The following is a 25,578-nucleotide window of genomic DNA, read 5'->3' as shown; positions in this document are numbered from 1 at the left end:
ACGTTGTTAAGGCGTCATCACACCGGACAAAATGGCCGTTTCTCGTCTTCGGTCATGATGTCGATCTGCAGCATGCCCAGCATGCTGTTGGCGATCTCACGTTCGCCCATCACCACGCGATCGGCACCGCGTTCGAGAATGTAGGTCACTTCGTCATCGTAATGCGCGCGGGCAATAATTTCGATATTTGGCCGTTTGGTGCGGGCTGAAGCGACAATTTCTCCGGCTTCATAACCGTTAGGAATGGTCACCAGCAGCCAGCGCGCGCAGTCGAGACGCGCCAGATCCATGATTTCCTGATTGGCGGCGTTGCCCAGCACCGTACTGATACCTTGTTCACGCAGCGCTTCAACGCGCGGGCGGGAGTTTTCAATCACCACCAGCGGAATACCGGCGGCCTGAAGTTTCTCACCGAGCAGGCTGCCAACGCGGCCATAGCCGACCAGCAGCGCGTGATTGCACAAATCGAACGGGATTTGCTTCTCGTCTTCTACCGCTTCTTCGACGCTCTGATCTTCGATGGTTTCTGTTTTCGCCAGATATTTTTCCAGCAGCGTAAACAACAGCGGGTTAAACATTATCGACAATATGGCCCCCGCCAGCACCAGATTGCGACCATGCTCGGAGAGCAGCCCCAGTGAAATCCCGAGGCCGGCAAGAATAAAGGCGAACTCACCAATCTGCGCCAGGCTGACGGAGATGGTCAGCGCGGTGCGTCTGGAGTGCCCGAACATCATCACCAGCAGGAAGGCAGCGATGGATTTACCGAATACGATAATCGCCAGGGTTGCGATCACCGTCAGCGGTTCGCGAACCAGAATCATCGGGTCGAACAGCATGCCCACCGACACGAAGAACAGCACCGCAAAAGCGTCGCGCAGCGGCAGGGTGTCGTGCGCGGCACGCTGGCTCAGTTCGGATTCGTTGAGCACCATCCCGGCGAAGAACGCACCGAGCGCGAACGAGACATCAAAGATTTCAACCGCGCCGTAAGCGATACCCAGCGCCAGCGCCAGAACCGACAGCGTGAACAGTTCGCGTGAACCGGTGCTGGCGGTTTTCGCCAGGATCCACGGTACCACGCGGCGTCCGACCACCATCATCAGCACCATAAACGCGATCACTTTACCGATAGTCACCGCCAGGCCGGTCAGCAGTTCCACCGGGCTGGAGTGATGACTTTCCAGCATACCGCTGAAGGCCGGCAGCAGCACCAGCGTCAGCACCATCACTAAATCTTCAACAATCAACCAGCCGATGGCGATTTGCCCGCGCTGACTTTCAATAAGTTGCCGTTCTTCCAGAGCGCGCAACAGCACCACGGTACTGGCGGTAGACAGGCAGAGCCCGAACACCAGCCCGGTGGCGAGGTCCCAGCCCATAAGGTGTGATAACCCCATCCCAAGCAGCGTCGCTACCGCGATTTGCGCTACAGCGCCGGGAATGGCTATCGCCTTTACGGCCAGTAAATCTTTCAGAGAGAAATGCAACCCGACGCCAAACATCAGCAAAATCACGCCAATTTCAGCCAGTTCGGGAGCAAGAGAGGTATCAGCAACAAAGCCAGGTGTGAAAGGTCCGGCCAGCACGCCCGCGGCGAGATAGCCAACCAGAGGAGAAATACGTAAACGATTGGCGATCATGCCAAAAAGAAAGGCCAGTACCAGGCCACCGACAATCGTGGTAATCAAGGGCGTAGAATGATGCATTCAGACTCCTTCTGGTGATGCACAAAGCAATGTGTTGCAGATTGTTTCTAAGTTTATGGTAAAAATCGTTCCGGCGTTGAGGAATTTTGGCCTTTTTTGCAGTAAATCCCCCGCAGACAACAAAAAAAATCCCAACGGATGATTTAAATGGGTTTTATCCGACAAAGCTCAAGTGGAGAAGGGATAAGAAGCCGCCGGCATTTAGGTTGCCGGCAGCGAAAGGCAGGCTATCAGGCGCGGTGATTTTCCAGATTCGGCAGGAAGGCGGTGAATATCCCAAGCAACGGCAGGAAGGCACAAATCTGATACACCAGCTCAATGCTGGTGATGTCTGCCACATAGCCCAGTACCGCAGCGCCCAGACCGCCCATACCAAAGGCCAGCCCGAAGAACAGCCCGGAAACCATACCGACTTTTCCTGGCATTAACTCTTGTGCAAACACCAGAATCGCCGAAAACGCCGAGGCGAGGATCACGCCAATAATCACGCTCAGTACGCTGGTCCACATCAGGTTGGCGTGGGGCAAAAGTAGGGTAAATGGCGCGACGCCGAGAATTGACGCCCATATGACGTATTTGCGCCCAATCTTATCTCCCACCGGCCCGCCGATGATGGTGCCTGCTGCGACGGCAAACAGGAAAACAAACAGGTGAATCTGAGCACTTTGCACCGATACACCAAATTTATGGATCAGGTAGAAGGTGTAATAACTGCTGATACTGGTCAGGTAGAAATATTTTGAAAATACCAGTATCAGCAGAATGCCCAGCGACATTGCCACCGTTTTGCGTGGCAGGACGGTGATGTTCATTTTCACCGGCCCGCGCTTTTTGGCGATCTGATTCTGCTGGCGGTACCACTTGCTGATTTGCAGTAACACCACAATGCCCAGTAACGCCGCCAGTGAGAACCAGGCAACGTTGCCTTTACCGTAAGGCGCAATGATCAGCGCCGCCAGTAACGGCCCAAGGGAAGCCCCGAAATTTCCACCGACCTGAAACAGCGATTGCGCCAGGCCATGACGTCCGCCGGAAGCCATGCGCGCCACGCGGGAAGACTCCGGGTGGAAAACCGAGGAGCCGGTGCCGACCAGCGCGGCGGCCAGCAGAACCACCGGGAAACTCTGCGCGACAGCCAGCAACAGCAGGCCGGAGAGGGTGAACCCCATGCCGACGGGCAGGGAGTAGGGCTGCGGGTGTTTGTCGGTGTAATAACCGATCAGCGGTTGCAGCAAAGAAGCCGTGATCTGATAGGTCAGCGTGATCATGCCTATCTGGGTGAAGCTGAGCGAAAACTCATTTTGCAGCAACGGATAAATCGCGAGGATCAGCGACTGGATCATGTCATTAAGCAGATGAGAAACGCTGATCGCCGCCAGAATAGAAAACGCAGTCTTTTTGACTGCGTCTTTCTGCGGGCTGTCCGGCGTTGCCGTATTGTCGGTCATGGCGCGTAAACCTTAATGTTCTGTGCAGAAGGGGGCCGGGGGTCAGTCGACTTTGGCGATCTCAGCAAACTGGCCTTTCAGTAACCGGCAAAGATCGCCTGCCGCCAGCTCAATATCAAGCCCGCGTTTACCGCCTGAAACATAAATGGTGGAAAAAGTCTGCGCCGGACTGTCGATCACCGTCGGCAACAGTTTTTTCTGCCCGAGCGGGCTGATGCCGCCGACCAGATAACCGGTCACGCGCTGCGCGATGGCCGGATCCGCCATGTCGGCTTTTTTCCCCCCGAGGGCTTTCGCCACCTTCTTCAGATCCAGCATGGACGCCACCGGCGTTACCGCCACGGCCAGGTTTTTAGCGTCTCCGTTCAGGGAAACCAGCAGGGTTTTGTAGACCTGACGCGCATCCAGCCCCAGCTTTTTCACCGCTTCATCGCCGAAGTGGGTTTCGTCGCTGCTGTGCTCATACGAATGAAGAGTGAAGCTGACTTTATTTTTTTCCAGAAGAAGTACCGCTGGGGTCATGATCTTTCATCTCTGATTACTTTTTTGTTCGAAAAATCGTCGGCAGTTCAATTCGATGAAATTTAACAATAAAGTATGATTATTAAGCGAGGGAGAAATAGTAGTGCAATGAATGGTTATTGCCAAGACCCAACACAGGTTGTTACCCTGTGCCCGCCGGTGTCGCGTCCGCAAGGGCAGGCACTGTAGCTATAAAAATAAAATGAAATTCCTCTTTGACTGGCCGGCCTTAAAACCCGGCCATTTTTTTATCCTTTCAGCAGCTCCGGCAGGTTCCCCTCGCCATACAAATGCAGCGCGCCGACGGCCACCACGTAATGCCCCGGCGGCAGTTCCAGCAGCAGTTGCTTCCAGCGAATATTTCGCTGATTCATCAGCACGTCGTAAAGATCGCCGCTGAAAGTGTTCGGCAACTGATCTAACGCCATCACCGGTTTGGTATCCAGCCACCAGCTGATCATGGTTTGCAGCAGCCGGGCGTTGGTATGCCAGTGGGTCAGCGTATCTTCCAAAAGCCCCAGACCGTCGTCGGGAAGTTGCTGCAACAACGCGAACTGTTCCTGTGGCCCCTCCAGCTCAATCACCGGGGTGTTTTGCAGTTTGGCTTTTTGCAAAAGCTGATAATCAATGCCGTAATTTCCGCGTAACCCGAGGCGCTGGGCCTGAGTGGCCTGCAACATCAGCGCGACCTGCCACGAGGGCAGCGGATTCAGCGTCCACATAGAGACGCCCAGCTCTTCGCACAGGCGTTCGACGTGCAGATAGTGTGATTCAGGAAGGCGTTCCGCCAGCGGCGGAAACTCACCTGACATCGCAAAAGGAGACTCGGTGCCACTGATATCGGCCTCGACGATCAGCGCATCGGCTTTTTGCAGGCGGCGTAATAACTGCGCGGGCAAAGGCTGCATGTCCTGGGTGCCCATATGAATGCTGCCCACCAGATGTAAAAAGCGGTTGCTGGGAAGCTGAATATCAAGGGCGGGATAGGAATACTCGACGGGGAACAGCCTGCGGAGCCAGCTGAATGCCTGATTGAAAAACTTCGCCATATCGCATGGTCTCCCGAAAAATGAAAGACCATGCTAACGCGTCAGCGGTTGAGCGAACAGAGGAAACGTCTTGTTTTTTAGGCCGGTTTTTTCGGTGTGAACCTTAACAGTCGGTTCGCGTTCGCCACCACAGTGATGGATGACAGCGCCATCGCCGCGCCCGCAATCACCGGGCTGAGCAACGTACCGGTCAGCGGATACAGCACGCCGGCGGCCACGGGTATCCCAATCACGTTGTAGATAAAGGCACCGAGCAGGTTCTGTTTCATATTGCGCAGTGTGGCCTGAGACATCGCCAGTGCATCGGCAACGCCGTGCAGGCTGGGGCGCATCAGGGTAATTGCGGCGGTTTCAATAGCCACATCGCTGCCACCGCCCATTGCGATGCCGACGTCCGCCTGTGCCAGCGCGGGGGCATCGTTAATGCCATCGCCAATCATTGCCACCTGCTGGCCTTTGGCCTGCAAGGCTTTGATGGCATCAGCTTTGCCTTCCGGCCGCACACCGGCAATCACCGTATCGATACCCGCCTGTGCGGCAATGGCCTGCGCGGTGCGCGGGTTGTCGCCGGTCAGCATCACCAGCTGATAACCGAGCTGATGCAGACGCTGCAAGGCGCTGACGCTGTCCTCGCGCAGCGGATCGCGCAGGGCGAACAGCGCAGCGAGGTGCCCGTCAACCGCCAGCAGAACCGGCGTTGCGCCTTGCGCGGTCATTGCATTGAGCAACGCGTCGGTAACCTGAACGTCAATGCCGTTTTCCTGCATCAGCGCCTGATTGCCCAGCAGAAGCGTTTTGCCTTCCGTTTCACCCCGTAAACCCAGACCGCCGAGCGTGCGGAAGTTCTGCACGTCGGGAATGGCCTGATCTTGCGCTTTTTCGACAATGGCCTGCGCCAGCGGGTGATGCGATCCCTGTTCCAGTGCGGCAGCAAAGCGCAGCGCCTGAGGCTCGCTGATATCACCAAACGTATGAATATCCGTCACTTTCGGCTGGCCTTCGGTCAGCGTGCCGGTTTTGTCGAAAACCAGCGTGGAGAGGGTGCTGGCTTTTTGCAGTGCATCGGCATCACGTACCAGCACGCCAAATTCCGCCGCGCGGCCCACACCCGCAGTAATCGACATCGGCGTTGCCAGTCCCAGTGCGCAAGGGCAGGCGATGATAAGCACCGTGGTCACAATCACCAGCGTATACATCAGCTGTGGCTGAGGGCCAAAGAAATACCAGACAGCACCGCTGAACAGCGCAATCAGCACCACGGCAGGCACGAAAACGGCAGAGATTTTGTCGGCCAGTTTGCCGATTTCCGGTTTACTGCTTTGCGCCTCGCGCACCAGTTTGATGATGCGCGACAGGGTGGTCTGGCTGCCAATGGCGTCTGCGCGAAACAGCACGCTGCCATCTTTTACCAGCGTACCCGCATGCACTTTTTCACCCTGCGATTTCTGCCGCGGAACCGGTTCACCGGTCAGCATGGCCTCATCCATCCAGGCTTCGCCGCTTTGAATTTCACCGTCAACCGGCACACGATCGCCGGTAGTCAGGCGCAGCGTCATGCCCTGCTGAACCTCGGCCAGCGGCAGGTTTTTTTCACCCTGCGCGGTGACCACGCGGGCCGTGGGCGGGGTAAGATCCAGCAAACGTTCAAGCGCCTGAGACGAACGCTGGCGTCCGCGTTGCTCCAGCGCGTGGCCGAGATTGATCAGGCCGATAATCATGACGCTGGCTTCAAAGTAAAGATGGCGGGCCTGCATCGGGAACGCCTCCGGCCACAGGCAGACGGCGAAGGAGAATATCCACGCCGCGCCGGTGCCGAGCGATACCAGCGTGTCCATATTGGCGCTGCCGTGCATCAGGCTGTTCCAGGCGCTGCGGTAAAAATGCCCGCCCGCGACAACCATGATCACCAGCGTCAGAATGCCGACGATTAACCAGCCAGTCTGGCTGGCGTCGGTGACCATCATTTCACCGCCGAGCAGCCCCCACAGCATCAGTGGAATACCGGCGGCCAGACCGAGAGCAGCCTGCCAGCTGAAACGGATCATGCTGCTGCGCGCGGTCTGTTGCTGGCGCTCGCGGCGTTTGGTTTCATCAATAATAATTTCAGCGCCGTAACCTGCGCGTTCAACGGCGGCAATCAGCGCTGACTGATCAACGTCACCGCTGACCAGCGCACTGCGTTCCGCCAGATTGACCCGCGCCCGTTCGACGCCGCTGACGCCTTCCAGCGCCTTCTGCACTTTACTGACACAGCTGGCGCAGCTCATGCCGCTGAGTAACAGCTGCACGCTCTCATCGGATGCCGGAACAGATGACGCCGCCGCTGACAGGGGTTCCGGCAAAACGTTCGCCTTATCGGTCAGCGGCTCAGATTTTGGGGAGGCGTCCTCCACAACCTGCGCTTCATAACCGGCGTTAACAACGGCATCGACCAGGCTCTGGCTGCTGGCATCGCCTTTGACGATGGCTTTATCCAGAGAGACTTCAACGGCAGTGGTGCCTTCCACAGCTTCCAGCGCTTTACGCGTTGAAGCCACGCAGTGCCCGCAGGACAAGCCTTGCAGCGATAATACGGTCGTCGTCATGATGAATTTCCTCAGGGTTAACTTCACTAAGGACAGAGGATAAACCTTCCAGCAAGGGGAAGGTCAAGCCTGCATTTTTCGCTTTCGCGTTCTTGTTCATTAACAGTTTATTTAGGAATCTCCCTCTCTGATGGATTATCGTTATCTACCTAACTATATAGCGGTGGGTAATAAGGGAAAGACAATGGCAAAGATGCAAACAACGTTTCTGCTGATGGCCGGTTTGCTGGCGGCACAGTCCACACAGGCGGCGGAGGATTTTCGTGTGACGTACGCCGGTTCGATGGGCGTGGTGATGGATAAATTTCTGGGTCCAGATTTTGCAAAGCAAAAAAATGTGAATTATCAGGGACAGGGGCAGGGCGCTTACGGCATGGCGAATCTGCTGGCGTCTAAAAAAGTGGTGGCGGATGTTTTCGTTTCTATCACGCCGGGGCCGGTTGAAATCCTGCAAAAAGCCGGGCTTGCCGGGCAGGCTGTTCCGGTTGCCAGCACCAGCATGGTGATCGCCTACAACCCGAAAGGCAAATACGCCGAAAAATTTACCGCGATTAAAGACGGTAAAGCGGGCGCAGAGCCGTGGTGGAAAGTGTTACAGACGCCGGGGCTGCAATTCGGTCGTACCGATCCGGTCAGCGATCCGCAGGGGCAGAACATCATTTTCACCCTGATGCTGGCGGAAAATTATTACAAACAACCGGGGCTGGAAAAAGCGGTGCTGGGGGATGTGCAAAATCCTAAACAGATTTCCGGTGAAGGCGGATTACTGACCCGCCTGGAAGCGGGGCAGGTTGATGCGGCCTCAGGTTACGAAAGTGCCACTATTTCTGCTCACTTGCCGTACATCAAATTGCCCGATGAAATTAACCTCAGTAATCCGCAGATGTCGAAAGACTGGTACAGCAAGGTCACTTTCAGCGTGAAAGACGCGACCGGAAAAGAGAAAACCCTGAGCACGCAACCGCTGGTCTTCTACGCCGTGGTGCTGAACAACGCCCCGCACCCTGAACTGGCCAAAGAGTTCATCCGCTACCTGCAAAGCGCGGAGGCGCAGCAGCTGTTTAAACAAAATGGCTATGACAAACCGAAAGGCGGAAACCTCTAAGTTGCGCGCGTCAGGTCTGGCGGTTCCCGCGCTGGCGTTGCTGCTGGTGCCGTTTATTACACTGTTGTTCCTGACGCCGTGGTCGGATTTTCATCTGGCTTACGGCGACAGCCACGCGGTGGCGGTGTCTCTCGGGCTCAGTCTGGTGTCAGTAGGGCTGATTATTCTGCTCGGACTTCCGGTGGCTTACTGGCTGGCAAAAACTGCATCGCGCTGGCGTGTTCTGGTGGAAATGCTGGTGTTGATCCCGCTGCTGACGCCGCCGCTGGCGATGGGGATTTTGCTGGTGTCGGTGTACGGACCTTACGGCTCGGTGGGTGAAATACTGTCTGCCATCGGCATGACCCTCAATAATAATGCGCCAGCCTTTGTGTTGGCGCAGATTTATGGCGCGTTACCCTATTTCATTTTATCCGCCAGAGGTGCGCTGGAAGCCGTGCCGAAAGATGTCGAAGAAGCCGGGAATACGCTCGGTGCCTCACCGTTTCAGGTTTTGGTTCGCCTGACATTGCCGCTGGCCTCACGTGGAATTGCCGCTGGCGTGGCGATAGCCTGGGTGCGCGCCATCGGGGAGTTTGGCATCGTGATGGTGTTCTGCTATTTCCCGCAGGGCATTCCGGTCAAAATGTTTATCAACCTGCAAAACGACGGCGTGACGTCGGTCTATTCCCTGTTGTGGATCCTGCTGATTGTCACCTTGCCGCTGCCAATGTGGCTGCTTCTGCGCACTAAAAAACAGGCCATTCATTACCGCTGATTTCTGCGAATGGGCATACCAGGCGTATGATGGTGAACTGTTGCGCAAAAACCAGCACGTCGTGGAGGCGAAATGAATATCAGTGATGTGGCAAAAAAAACCGGGCTGACCAGCAAAGCGATTCGTTTTTACGAAGAGAAGGGGCTGGTGACTGCGCCGATGCGTGGTGATAACGGCTATCGCCGCTATGCGCAAAAACACATTGAAGAGCTGACGCTGCTGCGACAGGCGCGGCAGGTCGGGTTCACGCTGGATGAGTGTCAGGAGTTGATCGCGTTATTTCATAATCCGGAGCGGCACAGTGCGGATGTGAAAGCGAGGACGCTGGAAAAGGCCGCAGATATTGCGCGGCACATTGAAGAACTGAACGTGATGCGCCAGCGTCTGCTGACGCTGGCGGAATCCTGTCCGGGTGACGACGGCGCCAGTTGCCCGATCATCGACAACCTCAGCGGCTGCTGCCACACCCGTTAACGGCGGTGAGGCTCCACGCGCAGCGTCGCGCCTTCCACACCGGTGATCATCACTTCGTCACCGACGTTGAGTGGCGAAGTACACACCGCGCGCCAGCTGCTGTCACCGACTTTTACACGGGTGAAGTGATTCACCGCCGGCTCAATGACGGTGGCATAGGTACCGACCATCTGCTGCCCGCGCTGGTTTAATGAAGCATTGGCACTGTTTTTATCCATGCGCTGGTTGAGCCATTTCCACCACAGCCAGGCTGCGATAACGGTGAGCAGTGCAAAAGCCACACCTTGCCATTCCCACGGCAGGGGCAGGATCCAGGTGATTAACCCTACCAGCGCGGCTGCCACGCCGCTCCACAGTAAATAACCGCTCGCCCCGACCAGCTCAGCCGCCAGTAACAGACCGCCGAGCGACAGCCAGAACAGATGCGGTGTCGCCATCAGGTTTTGCAGCATTATTTTTCGCCTTTTGATTCTTTCAGTAATTCAGCGATACCACCAATCGAGCCCATCAGGCTGCTGGCATCCAGCGGCATCATGATCACTTTGCTGTTGTTGGCAGAACCAATTTTTGTCAGTGCGTCGGTGTATTTCTGTGCCACAAAGTAATTGATGGCATGGACGCTGCCGGCAGCGATGGCTTCTGACACCATTTTGGTCGCCTGGGCTTCGGCTTCTGCCGCACGTTCACGGGCTTCAGCCTGTAAGAACGCTGACTGCCGCTCACCTTCCGCTTTGAGGATCTGCGATTGTTTTTCACCTTCAGCCCGCAGGATCGCCGACTGGCGCACACCTTCGGCTTCAAGAATATCGGCGCGTTTCGTACGTTCGGCTTTCATCTGCGCGTTCATGGCAGAGATAAGCTCTGCCGGTGGACGCACGTCGCGAATTTCGATGCGGGTAATTTTCACGCCCCATGGATTAGTGGCTTCATCGACGATATGCAGCAAACGTGCGTTGATGTTGTCGCGTTGTGACAGCATCTCATCGAGCTCCATTGAGCCGAGTACGGTACGGAAGTTTGTCATTGTGAGGTTCACAATGGCCTGCTCCAGGTTGCTGACTTCATAGGCTGCGCGCGCCGGGTCGATCACCTGAATAAAGCAGACGGCGTCGATGGCGACATTGGCGTTATCGCGGGAAATCACTTCCTGAGACGGAATATCCAGTACCTGTTCCATCATGTTGATCCGGCGACCAACGCGATCAACGAAAGGCACCACCAGGTTCAGCCCCGGCATCAACGTTTTGGTGTAACGCCCGAAACGTTCGACGGTCCACTGGTAGCCCTGCGGCACGATTTTGATGCCGGCAAAAACCACCAGCACGGCAAGGACGATCAGGATAAGGATTGGAATGGGAATGAGATCAAACATAGATGAAACTCCTGTAAATTGAGTCCTGAATATTCCGGCTGGAACATCCCGATAAAATATCTCCCTGGCGCACTCACCAAACGGTCAGGCGCATGGCGAATTGTCGCACAATTCAATAAGGCTTCGTATTAATAAAGAAGATTGCTGTGAATGAACATAATGAAAAGGCCGCGAAAAATCGGCGGCCTTTGAGGAGTGCTGATGTCATAAAGCAGGGTGAATTTCTGTTTCCTCTGTCATCAGAAACTGTATTTCACCTGAGCCATGCCTTCCTGATACTGGTATCCCTGCTGGTGGCTACCGGTGTAACTGAGCGTTGCCCGCAAATTCGGTGTGAGTTTCACGTCAACGCCAGCGGAATACTCCGCAATATCACGGCCTAACGTATTGCCGGAAACAGTGAATAGCGTGCCGTCATTGCTGTAGACCTGACTGTCGTTGTCATTCATCAATTCCCTTCGGTAGGTCAGGTTCAGATTCGGAGTGACTTCTTTGCCCGCAACAACATAGGTGTTGGAAACGCTGACGCCGATGTTCGGCTGCACGCTGGTGTAGCGATCGGCGTCACCGCGAACTTTCATCTTGCCGATGACTGAATCGAACATTTCATTATTCGCTGACATGCTTTCATCAAAGCCAGAATAATAAACGTTCAGGCCTTCTATGCCGATTTGAGGAACGATGCTCATGTCACCCAACGTCAGCGGTAAGCTGGCGCTGAGGGCCGTGGTTATCGCCTCGGCGGACACTGAGCTTTTACCTTCGCCCAGAGAGATGCCGCTGCGGGTGACCTGACGTGTGGTATCGGTAGGGGAGTGCGTATATCCCAGCGAGCCGGACAGCACGATGTCACGTAATTTTTCGGATGCAAACACATTCACGGCGTAGCGACTGGCAGAAGAAGAGGCGCCGTCGGATGAGAGGTCATAATCCGAGTAATCGACAGAGACGCCCACGCGGGTGGCGTGACTCTCAATATATCCGCCGATAGAAATGCCATTAATATCCGCACTCAGACCGGAACTGCCGGAACCCTTGCTGGTGTGCGGCATAATCCACATCGCATCGTCACTGAAGCATTGCCCGGACATATCGCAGCCCGATTTAACGAACGGATTTAATGCCCAGTCCACCTGGTGCAGGCTCCATTGCGTGGATTTCTGCAAGCCGATAGCCATCAGTTGCGGGTCATAGGCGTGAATATTTGACGGACGCACGACAAACCTTGGCTGCGGCGTAACATCATCAGTCGGATCGGCAGGGATAACCGGATCAGCGGGGTCAATAGGGTCAATCGGATCGACAGGGATAACCGGATCAGCGGGGTCAATCGGGTCGACCGGATTAACAGGGTCTACAGGATCAACCGGGTTAACAGGGGTAACCGGATCAACCGGGTTAACAGGATTAACGGGATTAACAGGGTTAACCGGGTTAACAGGATTTACCGGGTTAACAGGATTAACCGGGTTCGCCACTGTCGTCAGGGTCACGCCGTTGGCCGCATAAGTCAGCGACTGACTCATCACGTCGTTGCCCACCTGAAGGTTATCGGCAAACACTCCGGTGACGCCGCCCGCGGCGGTCAGAATTTCATACGCCTGTTCAGTGTATGTGCCTGGTGCGAAGAGCGTTTGCAGGTGTCCGGCAAGTTCTGCCATCCCAGTAACGGCAAGTTTTGAAGCACCCAGCAGGGGATCGATATCGATGAACAACGTCGCATCCGCCGTCTGGGTGTATTTGCCTTTAACGTTGAAGGTGTTCCCTGCACCCGCCGGTCGTACAAGGCCGCTGTTGGAGACATTTCCGCCAACCGTGCCGTAACCTTGCAATGTGCCGAAAGGATTAACCTCTATATTCCCGGCTAACTGCGCGCTGGCATGCAGGGCATCACCCACCACCAGCGTGCCGTCTTCAACCACTGTTTTTTGGTTGAACGTATTCACCGCATTGAGAACGACGCTGCCCGTGCCTTGTTTAACCAGGCTGCCGGATGTGCCGCTGATGGCGTTATTGAGGATCAGGTTTTCATCACTGGTGAACCCCAGGTTCCCGCCGGTCATTTTAATTTTGCCACCGGTTAAGGAGTCGGCATTCGTGAATACCAAATCGCCGGCTTTAATCTCCAGTTCATTCATATAGAGATGATTGTTACCGCTTAATGTGAGTTTGCGGGTTCCATCTTTAATAATCTTCCCAGCCCCCTGACTCTCCATGCTGGCTGATAATGAGGTGTCCATTTCCGGCAACAGACGTAAAGTACTTTTGTTTTGTATATAAATTTTGCCGGTAAAGGCCGATGTATCGCCAAGTAACCCTACGGATTGACTGCCCGCAATAGTGAGTGTCCCTTTGCCTGTCAGTGAGCCAAAAATGCGGAACATAATGTCAAATGCGGTGTTGTTTCCCACTAACGTTCCGCTACTGGCGACATTAATGTCACTACGAAGTTTTGCCCCGCCTCCGCCACCATTGCCGTTCGTGCCTGAAGCGATGATACCGCCATCGAGTACCAGTGTTTTTGAAGGCCCGGATGTTTGATCCACATCTCGCAACTCGAGGGTGGTTCCGTTTCCGACCGTGAAGGAGCCGGTGCTATGACTTAGCAGACTGTTGTTAGCGTTCCATTCCACTTTACTTTTATTGAACGTGATATCGCCGTCATCAAAAACGAATGCATCTAACTTCGTCAGCGTATTATTGACAGTAAGGTGATGGCCGTTTAGCCGGTAAGAGCCAATGGTTGCTCTGTCCGATGTCCCGTTGAGGGTTATCGCACTGTCATTTTGAAGGTTAATCCCCCCAATGCTGACAGCTCCGGAGTGCGTATTGAGCAAACTGCCAGAATCCAGGGTTAGGGTGTTTTCAATGCTGTTGCCATACAGATCGAGCACCGCATCTTTCGCGATGGTCACGGCATTCGTCTTCAGACCAAAGGCATGGCTGCCATTGAGCCGCGTTTTCCCGGCGGTTAACAACGTCTCTCCGCTGAAGGTATTATCCCCGGCCACAATGAGCGTACCGAGCCCCATTTTGTTCAGGTGAATACGGGAACCGGAAATGGAACTGTTCAGTGTGGTATCTGAATTAACCAGAAGATTCAGTGTGGAATCGCTTTGAGTTTGCGAGGAAGTAATTTTTGACAGTGTGCTGCTTTTCTCAATATTCAGGGAAGCCGTATGGCCGTTCAGATCCAGAACGCCGCCATCTTCTAACATTACGTGTGCTTTGCCGCCAATCGCCTCATCAACGCCCATTTTCAGGGTCATGTCACTTTTCGCTGAAGCCATATTGCTGGCGTTAAAACCACGCACGTTCACCATGCCTTCCAGATCAGAGGCATGGTTGAGGGTGATAATACCGCCCTGGTTATCTTGCGCATCAATGCTGAGATCGCTGTTTTTATCCAGAGCGCTGTTTACCAGCACATTACCGGTACCTGAGAAGTAATAGCCATTTTGGGAGGCAATCAGCGGCTGGTCGATCGTCAGCGTCTCGCCTGCCAGCGCACCCAGCGCTAACCGCTCGAAATTGCTGAGGTCGTAACCAAAACGTTGCGCCTGATCGATGTTGATCATCCCGGCAGAATCGTGGGAGATATTTGAGATAAATTTCGAACCTGCGATCGCGCCGTAACCCACGCTCAGTGTGCCATTGCCAAGGGAATCATCAAAATCACCGATAAGGGTAATTCCGCGCCGCAAATCAATGTCGCCCACCCAGTTGGCGTTGTGACTTTCTATACGAACAATGCCGCTGCTTTCCCCGTTCCCCAGGAACAGCGAGTCTCCCGTTGTGAGGTTGCCTTTGATGCCGACTTCACCATCACCGCCGCCCAGATAGAATGTATCAGCGCCCGCAGTCAGGTTTTGCCCGAAAGTACCCAGCGACAAATAGCCGCTGCTGCCGATATACAACTCATCCTTCAGGCTCTTCATATCAGCGGCGGAGGTGATTGAACCGCTCAGCGCCAGCACGCCACGGGATGCAGCAGAAATGGTGTTTAAAATGGAAGCAATGCTGCCGGCGTTGTTGCCTGCATCGAGCACGCCGGTTTTTTCGATGATCCAGCCGTCACGCTGAGTACCCAGGCTGGCGAGGGTGTTGACGATCACGCGGCCTTCTGAAATCAGGCTGCTTCCGGTGAGCGTATTGATGCCGGTGAGAAAAAGGGTGCCTGCACCTTCTTTGATAATCCGGCCTTGCCCGCTTAGATCGGCATTGACTTGTACCCTGAATTTGTCATCAGGCGTCACGCGCAGGGTTGAGTTTTTGGTGGTTAAATTCACGCTGCCGTCTAAATATGCGCCTTCAAGCACGCCCTGAGCATCGCTGCTCGTCTCACCACGGGAATCGACGATCAGAGTCGATTTATCATCAAGCACAAAACGTCCGCGTGCCGTGGCGTTGCGGCCTACGGTGAAACTGGCATCAGTAAGATTGACCAGGCTGTCGCCCAGATCAAAGCTGGCTTTCTCATACTGGGTCGGATCGATATAGCCGCCGGCATGCAGCGTCAGCGCGCCCTGAACCGCCAGATTACCGGAGGTGATATCCATTCCGCCGCGTGTATCGATATAGCCTTTCAGTGTCCAGGAAGAATCTTTCGTCGCTGGCGCATACACCAGATGCAGCAGCCCGTCGCTCAGTGAGCCGCCGTCGATGAAGTTCCCGAGGAACGTTTTTGGTCCGCTACCGGTGAAGGTGAAGGTGGACTGCGCGCCGGATTTGGTGGCGGCAATGGTCGCGCCGTTGTCCATGTGGATAATGTCATTCCAGCTCAGCGACTGACCGTAGAGATCAAGGATCCCGCCGCGCGTGCCGAAGCCAACCTGCGTCCCCACCAGCTGATCGGCAGCACCCAGCCGGACGATGGCGCGTCCGCTGCCGATATGCAGGGTTTTCAGCGCGGAACCGCCCACGCGTTGCAGAATAGTCAGGCCATCGCCAACATTTAAACCGGCCTGATTATTCCCGTTACCGGCAATGATCAGCGTGCCATCGCCAATTTTACGCCAGATATCGCCGACGCCGCCGGTAAGTAAACTGGTGACGACCGCACCCGCGTTGATAATATAGCCCGCGCTGTTTAACCGGCGGTTATTATCGCCGCCGTCGGAAAGAATGTAATCTGAATTAAAGGTTATCGATCCTGCACCTAAATTCAGGTTTTTTTCCGTGAGCTGGATAGTGCCGCCCGCGCCACCAAATATAAGGTTCTTGTTACTTTTGAAGTCATTATTGACTAAGGCGGAAGCGGCGATATCTGTGCGTATTCCGTGGTAAAGAATATCGTTACCATTGAGCGTCAAATAACCTTCGCCACTTTTACTGTCTTGTGCGCCTGCGTAAATAATATCCGAGCTATTTAACGTGCTAATCGCCGCATCGTTAAAGCTTTCCATGGTGTCCAGCGTCCACTGCGGGGCTGTCCTGAAGAAACTCGTCTTTCCGTAGCCTTTCGTTCCGCCGCCAGCCGAGTTGATCGCCACCAGTTTCCAGCTCTGAGATTTTGTATCCCATCCCCATACGCCACTGCCACTGTCACCGCCCAGAGTGCCGACATCAAGAGCGGTCTTCTGCGCTTCTGTCAGCGTTATTCTTAGGTTGTATACCTGGCCATTAAGGCTCACGGTTTCGATGATGTTTGTGCCGCCTGCCATTGGCCCATAACCCAGATCCTGAATCGTATTTTTGTCCAGAGCAACGGCAAAAGTCCCGCCACCCACACGGGCAATAACAAGTCCTTTTTTTATTTGCGACGTATCGGTAAATAATTCTGAAGGGGCCGCATCGGTCACGAGGGTGCGCAGACGTGTAATTTTATAATCGTCAGTTGCCTCCACATCATAAGCGCGTTTGGTCACTTCGTTCATTAAGGTGTAGCTTTCGGCTTTCTCGGCACCGCTGAAAAGGGTGGCATCTAATTGCTGGAATCGTTTGCCGAAAGTGAGATTGTCCGTATAACCAACATGGACAGCAGAGGGGGCGACCTGTGCAGAGATAAGCGTTGAAAAACCGCCATCAGCATTCGAACTGAAATCAGGGATAACGTTAAGCGTACCACTCATGGAACCGTCAATATGATAGACCGGAACGTTAACTGCGCCGGGGAAAAATACGCCACGGTTCTCCGCGTAATCCCGGTAAACCTGAACATTGATATCATCACGCATTAAGGCAGCTGACGCATCACTAATTTGCCCCATGAATAATATTGAAGAAATCAATCCTTTTTTAAACTTCATATAACAAACTCCATGTAAATAATATTACTCATGCTCGATGGATAATAACGGTTTTATTGAATTGTTTTTGCTGACAATTATTTTCAGGTTCTGCGCTGATCGTTTAATTATTTTGCGAATAACATCTGCCTTCGATGTTTTTAGGGCGGCGAGAATATCACGTGATTGTAAGGATGTATTCTTCTTTAAGAGAAAATAAATACATTCACATATCAAATTAAAAGCGCTGAATATATTTTATATTGTGATGGAATATGTAACTTCTTCTTAATACGTGGAAATAAAAAAGCCGGCGCAAGGCCGGCATTTTTAAATTAAAATTCTGATGAATCAGTAAAGCAAGGAATATAACTGACGTCGATATTTCGCAGCCAGGGCATCACCGGTGCCAAGTGCGGCCAGGATATCCATCAGCGTTTTACGCGCCGCGCCGTTAGCCGCGGCTAAATCTTTCTTCAGCGGCGCCATCAGCAGTTCCAGCGCTTCTTCGTTGCGGCCAACCTGATGCAGTTGCAGGCTGAGTTTAACAATGAGCTCTGCATTATCAGGATCCTGCGACAGCTCCTGCTGAAGTTGCTGAATTTCCGGGGTATCCGCTGCCTGTTTGATCAGCTCGATTTGTGCGACCAGCCCCTGATAGCGGGAATCTTTGTCCTGCAACGGAATGGTGGCCAGTACGGCCTCGGCGTCATCACTACGGTTGAGATGAATGTGCGTTTCAGCCAGCAACAGGCCGATATCACTGCGCTGATTGCTCAGTTGCCATGCCTCTTTGAGCAGCGGCAGGGCTTCAGCCGCATTGCCTGCCTGCAACAGTTCCTGTGCCTGAGCCAGCTTCAGCTCTTCTTCTTTCGGCAGCACTTTTTGCAGCAGTTCGCGGATCACTTCTTCCGGCTGCGGGCCCTGGAAACCATCGACTGGCTGACCGTCTTTAAACAGGTAAACCGCCGGAATTGAACGCAGACCAAACTGCTGAGCGACCATTTGCTGCACATCGCAATCGACCTTCGCCAGAATCAGCTGACCGGCATATTCCACCGCCAGTTTGTCGAGAATCGGCCCGAGCTGCAGGCAATGCTGGCTGCGTTCTGACCAGAAATAGAACATCACCGGTACAGACATGGATTGCTCCAGTGCCTGTTGCAGGTTTGTTTCGTCAATATCAATAATCGTAGGTTGTGCAAGCATGAATTCGTTCTCTCTGACTAAGGCGTTTAAAGCGTTAAAAATGAGATGGGGGCGACTCTTACTGCTTCAACCCCCCGGCGCTTTTACTTAGCTGTTTCCGCGCAATATTTTATCCAGCAACCGGCCGGGCAACAGGCGTTTGAGCACCGTCAGCGCATGGGCGACCAGGGTCACCGGATAACGCAGGCGCGCACGCGGGTTCTCTAAAGCATGGTGCAGTTTGGGTAAAACCGCCTCCGGCTTGAGCGTAAAACGACGGGCGATGCCCGGATTTTCTACCGGCTGGTCCGCTTGTGACTGACTGACGTTGGCGGTGAAATTGCTGCTGAGCGGGCCGGGTTCAATCAGGCTGACCTGAATGCCCGTGCCGTGCAGCTCCATGCGCAGCGTGTCGGACCAGGCTTCCAGCGCGAATTTACTGGCGGCATAAACGCCACGGCGGGGCGTGGTAATCAGCCCCATCACCGAACTGGTCTGGATTATGCGGCCTTCGCCGTGCGGCAGCATGGCGGGCAACAAAAGTTGAGTCAGCTGATGTGTGCCGAACAGGTTGGTGGAGAATTGTTTCTCGAACTGCGCACGGCTGATGCTGTTCAGCGGGCCGTAAACGCCATATCCGGCATTATTGAACAGGCCATAAAGGCGGTTGCCGGTCAACGCGATCACCTGCGCGGCGGCGTGTATGACGCTCTCTTCATCATCAAGATCCAGCGGTATGGTTTCAAAACCCATCTGCTGAAGTGTGTCGATATCCTGCGGTTTCCGGCATGCAGCCAGCACCCGGTAACCACGGCTGCGCAAATCTTGTGCAGCCACCAGCCCGATACCGCTGGAACAACCGGTGATTAATACTGCTTTTTGCATAACTTTACCTGTGAGGTGTCCCTATTTTTTATGGCTGTGATTTACTAGGGAGTCGGGTGAAAAAGGTAACGTCCTGGTTTTACTCACGTCCCGGTATTATTTTATTTTTCGTATTTTAAACCTAATGCGTCAGCAGCGGCGTGAGTTTTTCAGACATCCAGTCGGCAATAAACGACTGGGCTGCCAGCGCCGGGTGCAAGCCGTCATCCTGCATCCATTCCGGTTTCACGGCGACCTGTTCCATAAAGAACGGCACCAGCGGGATATTCTCCTGCTTCGCCAGCGCCGGATAGATGGCATAGAACGCATCACCGTAGCGGCGGCCATAGTTTGGCGGCAGGCGGATTTGCATCAGCAACGGCTGGGCATCGGCGTGTTTAACCTGAGCGATAATTTGGGTCAGGGTTTGCGAAATGGTTTGTGGCGGGAATCCGCGTAAACCGTCGTTGGCACCCAACTCAATCAGCACCCAGCGCGGATGATGTTGTTGCAGCAGCGCAGACAATCGCGCCAGCCCTTGTTCGGCGGTATCTCCGCTGATGCTGGCGTTAATAATGGTGGGTTTCCCCCCTTCTTTTTGCCATTTTTTATTCAGCAGTGACGGCCATGATTCGGCTACAGGCAGGCGATAGACAGCACTTAAACTGTCGCCAATAATCAGCAAGTTATCAGCAGCAACGGCGCGAAAACTCAGTAATCCTAACAACATAAGGAAGGGGAGATGCCAGCGGAAAACGTTCTTGAAGTTCATCATCTTAATAAGCACGTCGGTCAGGGTGAAGGACAGCTCACCATCCTGTCCGGTGTGGAGCTGGTTGTCAAACCGGCGCAGACAATTGCGCTGATTGGGGAATCCGGTTCCGGTAAATCCACCCTGCTGGGCATTCTTGCCGGGCTGGATGACGGCACCAGCGGCGATGTGGTTTTGCTCGGCAAATCTCTCAGTAAACTTAACGAAGAAGGTCGCGCCGCGCTGCGGGCAAAAAATGTGGGCTTCGTGTTTCAGTCCTTCATGCTGGTGCCGACGCTCAACGCGCTGGAAAACGTCCAGCTTCCGGCATTGCTGCGCGGCGAAAGCGACAGCAACAGCCGTCAGCAGGCGGTGCAGTTACTGGAAAGTCTCGGGCTCGGCGGGCGTCTGCACCATCTGCCTGCGCAACTTTCGGGCGGCGAGCAGCAACGCGTGGCGCTGGCGCGGGCATTTATCGGAAAACCTAAACTGCTGTTCGCCGATGAGCCGACCGGCAATCTGGATCGTGCGACCGGCGAACGCATTGTCGATCTGCTGTTCTCCCTGAACCGCGATGCGGCCACCACCCTTATTCTGGTCACCCACGACGAGCAACTGGCGGCGCGTTGCCAGCGGCGCTTGCGTCTGCGTGACGGGAAGTTGTGGGAGGAAGCATGATCTGGCGCTGGTTCTGGCGCGAATGGCGTTCGCCTTCGCTGCTGATTGTCTGGCTGGCACTGACGCTGGCGGTGGCCTGCGTGCTGGCGCTCGGCAGCATCAGTGAACGTATGGACAAAGGGCTGAGTCAGCAAAGCCGCGAGTTTATCGCCGGTGACCGCGTGCTGCGCTCCGCCCGACCGATCACCGAAGCCTGGTTGCAGGACGCGGAAAAGCAGGGGCTGAAGGTCAGCCGTCAGCTCTCTTTCATGACCATGACGTTTGCCGGTGAAACGCCGCAGCTGGCGGCGGTAAAAGCCACCGATCTGGCTTACCCGCTGTATGGCACGTTGCAAACCGAACCCGCCGGGCTGAAACCTGAGCCGGGCACCGTGCTGGTTGCGCCGCGTCTGCTGGCGCTGCTCAACGTGAAAGTGGGTGACAATCTGGACGTGGGTGACTCCACGCTGAAAATTGCCGGCGTGGTGGTGCAGGAGCCGGATTCGGGCTTCAACCCGTTCCAGACCGCGCCACGGGTGATCATGAATCTGGCGGATGTGCCGAAAACCGGCGCGGTTCAGCCGGGCAGCCGCCTGACCTACCGCTATATGTTTGCCGGTTCGCCGCAGGCGATTCAGATCTATGGCGATGCGATAAAAGGGCTGCTGAAACCCGATCAGCGCTGGACCGGGATGGAAGATTCCGACGGTGCGCTGGGGAAATCGTTGCAGCGCTCGCAGCAGTTCCTGACGTTATCAGCATTGCTGACGCTGATGCTGTCGATTGCCGCCATTGCCGTGTCGATGGGGCATTACTGCCGCAGCCGTTACGATCTGGTGGCGGTGCTCAAAACCCTCGGCGCGGGGAAAAAAGCCCTGCGCAGGCTGATCATCGGCCAGTGGGTTGCGGTAATGGTGCTGGCGGGAATTTGCGGCAGTCTGGTCGGTCTGGCATTTGAAGCGGTGCTGATGAAAGTTCTGGCCCCGGTACTGCCCGCGGCGCTTCCTCCCGCCGGTGTCTGGCCGTGGGTCTGGTCGATGGGCGCGATGGTGGTGATCTCTTTCCTGATTGGTATTCGCCCTTATCGCCAGTTACTGGCTACCCAGCCATTGCGCGTGCTGCGTAATGATGTGGTCGCCAACGTCTGGCCGCTGCGCTACTTCCTGCCGGTCATGATTCTGGTGGTGGTCGGTCTGCTGGCAGCGCTGATGGGCGGAAGTTCGCTGCTGTGGTCTTTGCTGGCTGGCGTGCTGGTGCTGTCGTTGCTGCTGGGCGTGATTGGCTGGGGGGCGCTGTTGTTACTGCGCCGTCTAACTTTCCGTCAGTTGCCGCTGCGTTTAGCCGTTAACCGTCTGCTGCGACAGCCGTGGGTGACGCTCAGCCAACTGGCGGCGTTCTCCATGTCGTTTATGTTGCTGGCTTTGCTGCTGGTGATGCGCGGGGATTTGCTGGATCGCTGGGAGCAACAGCTGCCGCCGGACAGCCCGAATTACTTCCTGCTCAATATCACCAAAGAGCAAATTCCGCAGGTGACGGATTTCCTGCATCAGCATAAAGCGCAGCCGGAAACCTTCTATCCGATTGTGCGGGTTCGCCTGACCGGGATTAACGACAAGGTCGCCACCGAGATCATCAAACCGGACGACGCGGGCGGTGAAGCCGTAAACCGTGAACTGAATCTGACCTGGATGGAAGGGCTGCCGGATCATAATCCGCTGGTGGCAGGCAACGGGCCGCCGAAAGCCGGTGAAGTGTCGATCGACGAAGGGCTGGCGGGGCGTCTGGGGCTGAAACTCGGCGATACCGTCACGTTCAGCGGCGATACCCAGGAGTTCAGCGCCAAAATCACCAGCCTGCGAAAAGTGGACTGGGACAGCCTGAAGCCGAATTTCTACTTTATCTTCCCGCCGGGCGCGCTCGACGGCCAGCCGCAAAGCTGGCTGACCAGCTTCCGTTATCACGGCGATGACCGCACCATCACGCAGCTCAATCGCCAGTTCCCGACGGTGAGCCTGATGGATATCGGCTCGATCCTGCGTCAGGTGGGGCAGGTATTGCAGCAGGTGAGCAGGGCGCTGGAAGTGATGGTGATTCTGGTGATGCTGTGCGGCGGCTTACTGCTGCTGGCGCAGATTCAGGTCGGCATGCGTCAGCGCCGTCAGGAGCTGATCGTTTACCGCACGCTGGGCGCCAGCAAAAAGATGCTGCATCGCACGCTGTGGTGTGAGTTTGCCGTGCTCGGGCTGGTGGCCGGTGTCGCTGCCGCCATCGGTGCGGAAGCCGCATTGTGGCTGCTGCAACGCAAAGTGTTCGATTTCCCGTGGGAACCGAATTACCTGATGTGGATCGCCGTACCGGTGGTGAGCGCGTTGCTGCTGTCGGTCTGCGGTGGCTGGCTGGGTGTGCGGTTACTGCGGGGAAGGGCGTTGTTCAGGCAATATGATTCGTAGTGTTTAAATTCCTCCCCTTTGCAGGGGAGGAAGCCTGAAAATCACAGCTTTTCAATCGCCCATTCAATACCGCTGGCGTATTCTGCCGGCAGCATCGGGATCAGTGCGTTGAGATTGTCTTTCAGCAGGCTGGCGCTGGCGTCGTTGAGATTCAGGTGTCCGACTTTACGCCCAGGACGCACTTCCTTCTCATACCAGTGCAGATTGACCAGCGGCAGGCTCAGCCATGCTTCTGACACCTCCGTACCAATCAGATTCACCATCACCGACGGCGTACTGACCACCGGTTGCGGCAACGGCAGACCGAGGATCGCGCGCAGGTGCATTTCAAACTGGCTGTAGGATGCACCGTTTTGCGTCCAGTGACCGCTGTTGTGCACGCGCGGGGCCAGCTCGTTAATCAGCAAACCTTCACTGACCACGAAACATTCCATCGCCATCACGCCGACGTAATTCAGTTCGTTGAGGATGGCTGACAACATGCGTTCCGCCTGCTGTTGCAGGGCGGCGTCCGGCTGCGGCAGTGCGACGCTGGTGCGCAGAATGCCATCCTGATGCAGGTTATGGGTCAGCGGGTAAAACACGGTTTTGCCGTCGTGACCCCGCGCACCGACCAGCGACACTTCGCCGGAAAAATTGATGCCCTGTTCAACGATGCATTCACCGTAGCAATCCTGCGGCAGCGTATTTTCTTCGCCGGAGCGCAAACGCCACTGACCGCGACCGTCGTAACCGCCGACGCGACGTTTCACAATCGCCAGTTCGCCAATTTCGGAGAATACCTGCGGCCATTCGGCGGCATCGGCCAGTAACTGCCACGGTGCGGTTGCCAGACCGAGCTGATCGAGCAACTGCTTTTGCGTCAGGCGGTCGGCCAGACGCGGGAAGATTTCGCGGTTAACAAACGCATTGTGTGTCGCCAGTTCGCGGGTCAGCGCGGTTTCCGGCCAGCGTTCGATTTCAGCCGTAATAACGCTTTGCTGATACGGCACGGCTTCCGGTTCAGCATCCAGGCCGACGGGAAAAACGGCGATCCCCAGCGGTTCACCGGCCTGACGCAGCATTCTGCCTAACTGGCCGTTTCCGAGCACGCAAACCGGCTTCATGCTTGCTCCCGTGGATCGGGATTATTCAGCACTTCATCGGTTTGAGCGGTGCGCCATGCAGCCAGACTTTTCGCAATCTCAGCATCGTGCAGCGCGAGAATCTGTGCGGCCAGCAGCGCAGCATTTGCCGCACCGGCTTTACCAATCGCCAGTGTCCCAACCGGAATACCGCGCGGCATTTGTACGATGGAATACAGGCTGTCGATGCCGCTCAGCGCAGCACTTTGCACCGGCACACCGAGCACCGGCACCAGCGTTTTCGCTGCCAGCATACCGGGTAAATGCGCCGCGCCGCCTGCACCCGCGATGATCACATCAAAGCCATTCGCCGAAGCCTGTTCAGCGAAAGTGAATAATTTGTCCGGCGTGCGGTGTGCGGAGACAATATCGACATGGAAAGGAATATTCAGCGTTGTGAGGACTTCGGCGGCGAACTGCATGGTCGCCCAGTCACTTTTAGACCCCATAACGATGGCGATTTTTGCCGGGGTAACGTTGGATGACATGTCTGTAAAGCTCCTGTGATTCGGAAATAGAAACTGCGAGGGCGCAAATGATATCATGCTCACGGAGCAAGGAAAACGGTTGCGTCGCCGGAATACGGTGCATTTTTGATGAGAAGTGGCGGGCAGATTTGTATAATCCGGACCACACTATGATGAGCAATCAACACTGGAAACTGAATGATGACGCAGGCTTTACTGGCACCGATTTATGATTTTTTGCACTGTGAAACACCGGCTTTGTGGGTGGATGTGGCGCTGGAAAATCAGGCGGTGATGCTGATTGATCACGCCAACTGTGAAAAAAAAGCGGCGGCCACGGCGATGAGCCTGATGACGAAATATCTGGATCGCACTGAACTGCTGTTTTGCGCGGCGCGCCTGGCGCGGGAAGAACTTCATCATTTCGAGCAGGTGGTGGAAATCATGCAAAAACGCAATGTCACCTACACTCAGCTTTCACCGTCGCGCTACGCCAGCGGGATGATTAAACACACCCGTCATCATGATGATTTAAATATTCTGGTCGACCGCCTGATTATCGGGGCGTACATCGAAGCGCGTTCGTGCGAGCGTTTTGCGAAAATCGCGCCGCATCTCGATGACACGTTGTCGCGTTTTTACACTTCGCTGCTGCGCTCAGAATCACGTCATTTTGCCGATTATCTGGCGCTGGCGGAGCAATATGCCGGAGGGGACATCAGCGATCGGGTAGAGTTTTTTGGCAGAATAGAAGCGGAACTGATTTTGACGCCGGATGAGCAATTCCGTTTCCACAGTGGTACGCCGGTGTGCAGCCTTAAAACGGGAA

General features: G+C 55.2%; 19 protein-coding genes. 6 read left to right on the top strand and 13 right to left on the bottom strand.

Translation table 11 applies throughout. The features are described 5' to 3' along the window. Positions 1-17: 17 nt before the first annotated feature. The 5 genes from ybaL to copA form a co-directional block, all read right to left on the bottom strand. The gene (ybaL, locus tag ED901_RS11650; RefSeq protein ID WP_056771213.1) at positions 18-1,709 is read right to left on the bottom strand and encodes a YbaL family putative K(+) efflux transporter; all 1,692 of its coding nucleotides are present in this window, start codon (positions 1,707-1,709) and stop codon (positions 18-20) included. A 230-nt stretch (positions 1,710-1,939) separates the two neighbouring features. Continuing rightward, positions 1,940-3,157 carry an MFS transporter gene (locus tag ED901_RS11645; protein ID WP_056771217.1) on the bottom strand — a complete coding sequence of 406 codons (1,218 nt, stop codon included), beginning with the start codon at positions 3,155-3,157 and terminating at the stop codon, positions 1,940-1,942. Between the two features lie 42 nt (positions 3,158-3,199). Beyond that, on the bottom strand, positions 3,200-3,679 hold the full coding sequence (gene ybaK / locus ED901_RS11640) for a Cys-tRNA(Pro)/Cys-tRNA(Cys) deacylase YbaK (protein WP_122095988.1): 480 nt from the start codon (positions 3,677-3,679) through the stop codon (positions 3,200-3,202). Between the two features lie 248 nt (positions 3,680-3,927). Next, positions 3,928-4,728, bottom strand: coding sequence for a TraB/GumN family protein (locus ED901_RS11635; RefSeq protein WP_122095987.1), 801 nt, complete (start codon positions 4,726-4,728; stop codon positions 3,928-3,930). A gap of 77 nt (positions 4,729-4,805) precedes the next feature. After that, a complete protein-coding gene (copA, locus tag ED901_RS11630) occupies positions 4,806-7,313 on the bottom strand; it encodes a copper-exporting P-type ATPase CopA (protein WP_122095986.1) in 2,508 nt (835 codons plus the stop codon). Positions 7,314-7,497: 184 nt separating this feature from the next. Here copA and ED901_RS11625 point away from each other — a divergent pair, with 184 nt between their 5' ends. The 3 genes from ED901_RS11625 (at position 7,498) to cueR (ending at position 9,649) form a co-directional block, all read left to right on the top strand. Continuing rightward, positions 7,498-8,418, top strand: coding sequence for an extracellular solute-binding protein (locus ED901_RS11625; RefSeq protein ID WP_122095985.1), 921 nt, complete (start codon positions 7,498-7,500; stop codon positions 8,416-8,418). Further along, positions 8,390-9,175: a molybdenum ABC transporter permease gene (locus tag ED901_RS11620; RefSeq protein ID WP_122095984.1), complete on the top strand. Its 786-nt coding sequence runs from the start codon at positions 8,390-8,392 to the stop codon at positions 9,173-9,175. Before ED901_RS11625 ends, ED901_RS11620 begins: the two co-directional genes overlap by 29 nt. A gap of 72 nt (positions 9,176-9,247) precedes the next feature. Beyond that, positions 9,248-9,649, top strand: coding sequence for a Cu(I)-responsive transcriptional regulator (gene cueR / locus ED901_RS11615; protein ID WP_056771234.1), 402 nt, complete (start codon positions 9,248-9,250; stop codon positions 9,647-9,649). Here cueR and ED901_RS11610 read toward each other — a convergent pair. The 6 genes from ED901_RS11610 to tesA all read right to left on the bottom strand — a co-directional run bounded on the left by ED901_RS11610 (position 9,646) and on the right by tesA (position 20,072). Beyond that, entirely contained in the window at positions 9,646-10,101 is a 456-nt protein-coding gene (locus ED901_RS11610; RefSeq protein WP_122095983.1) for an NfeD family protein, read from the bottom strand. The genes cueR and ED901_RS11610 overlap by 4 nt on opposite strands. After that, on the bottom strand, positions 10,101-11,021 hold the full coding sequence (locus ED901_RS11605) for an SPFH domain-containing protein (RefSeq protein WP_056771239.1): 921 nt from the start codon (positions 11,019-11,021) through the stop codon (positions 10,101-10,103). The genes ED901_RS11610 and ED901_RS11605 overlap by 1 nt, the downstream gene beginning before the upstream one ends. Positions 11,022-11,260: 239 nt before the next feature. Continuing rightward, positions 11,261-17,230, bottom strand: coding sequence for a S6 family peptidase (locus ED901_RS11600; RefSeq protein ID WP_256370284.1), 5,970 nt, complete (start codon positions 17,228-17,230; stop codon positions 11,261-11,263). A gap of 369 nt (positions 17,231-17,599) precedes the next feature. Beyond that, on the bottom strand, positions 17,600-18,457 hold the full coding sequence (locus ED901_RS11595; RefSeq protein ID WP_122095981.1) for a co-chaperone YbbN: 858 nt from the start codon (positions 18,455-18,457) through the stop codon (positions 17,600-17,602). Positions 18,458-18,544: 87 nt separating this feature from the next. After that, complete coding sequence (locus ED901_RS11590) at positions 18,545-19,321, bottom strand: SDR family oxidoreductase (RefSeq protein ID WP_056771250.1); 777 nt, start codon at positions 19,319-19,321, stop codon at positions 18,545-18,547. A 121-nt stretch (positions 19,322-19,442) separates the two neighbouring features. Then, positions 19,443-20,072: a multifunctional acyl-CoA thioesterase I/protease I/lysophospholipase L1 gene (gene tesA, locus ED901_RS11585; protein ID WP_122096121.1), complete on the bottom strand. Its 630-nt coding sequence runs from the start codon at positions 20,070-20,072 to the stop codon at positions 19,443-19,445. Here tesA and ybbA point away from each other — a divergent pair. Next, positions 20,043-20,729: a putative ABC transporter ATP-binding protein YbbA gene (gene ybbA, locus ED901_RS11580; RefSeq protein WP_056771257.1), complete on the top strand. Its 687-nt coding sequence runs from the start codon at positions 20,043-20,045 to the stop codon at positions 20,727-20,729. The two genes, tesA and ybbA, sit on opposite strands and share 30 nt — an antisense overlap. Further along, the gene (gene ybbP / locus ED901_RS11575) at positions 20,726-23,158 is read left to right on the top strand and encodes a putative ABC transporter permease subunit YbbP (RefSeq protein ID WP_122095980.1); all 2,433 of its coding nucleotides are present in this window, start codon (positions 20,726-20,728) and stop codon (positions 23,156-23,158) included. The genes ybbA and ybbP overlap by 4 nt, the downstream gene beginning before the upstream one ends. A 41-nt stretch (positions 23,159-23,199) precedes the next feature. On the opposite strand, the gene purK is transcribed toward ybbP, so the two are convergent. After that, complete coding sequence (gene purK, locus ED901_RS11570) at positions 23,200-24,264, bottom strand: 5-(carboxyamino)imidazole ribonucleotide synthase (RefSeq protein ID WP_122095979.1); 1,065 nt, start codon at positions 24,262-24,264, stop codon at positions 23,200-23,202. Continuing rightward, entirely contained in the window at positions 24,261-24,770 is a 510-nt protein-coding gene (purE, locus tag ED901_RS11565; RefSeq protein WP_122095978.1) for a 5-(carboxyamino)imidazole ribonucleotide mutase, read from the bottom strand. Before purE ends, purK begins: the two co-directional genes overlap by 4 nt. 180 nt (positions 24,771-24,950) lie before the next feature. Here purE and ED901_RS11560 point away from each other — a divergent pair. Beyond that, positions 24,951-25,578, top strand: a 628-nt coding sequence (locus tag ED901_RS11560; RefSeq protein WP_122095977.1) for a tRNA isopentenyl-2-thiomethyl-A-37 hydroxylase MiaE, incomplete at its 3' end; no start/stop codon positions are given.

Origin of the sequence: Rahnella sp. Larv3_ips (assembly GCF_003697865.1) — a bacterium.
Taxonomy (GTDB): domain Bacteria; phylum Pseudomonadota; class Gammaproteobacteria; order Enterobacterales; family Enterobacteriaceae; genus Rahnella; species Rahnella rivi.
This window is presented reverse-complemented; position numbering and strand designations above follow the sequence as displayed.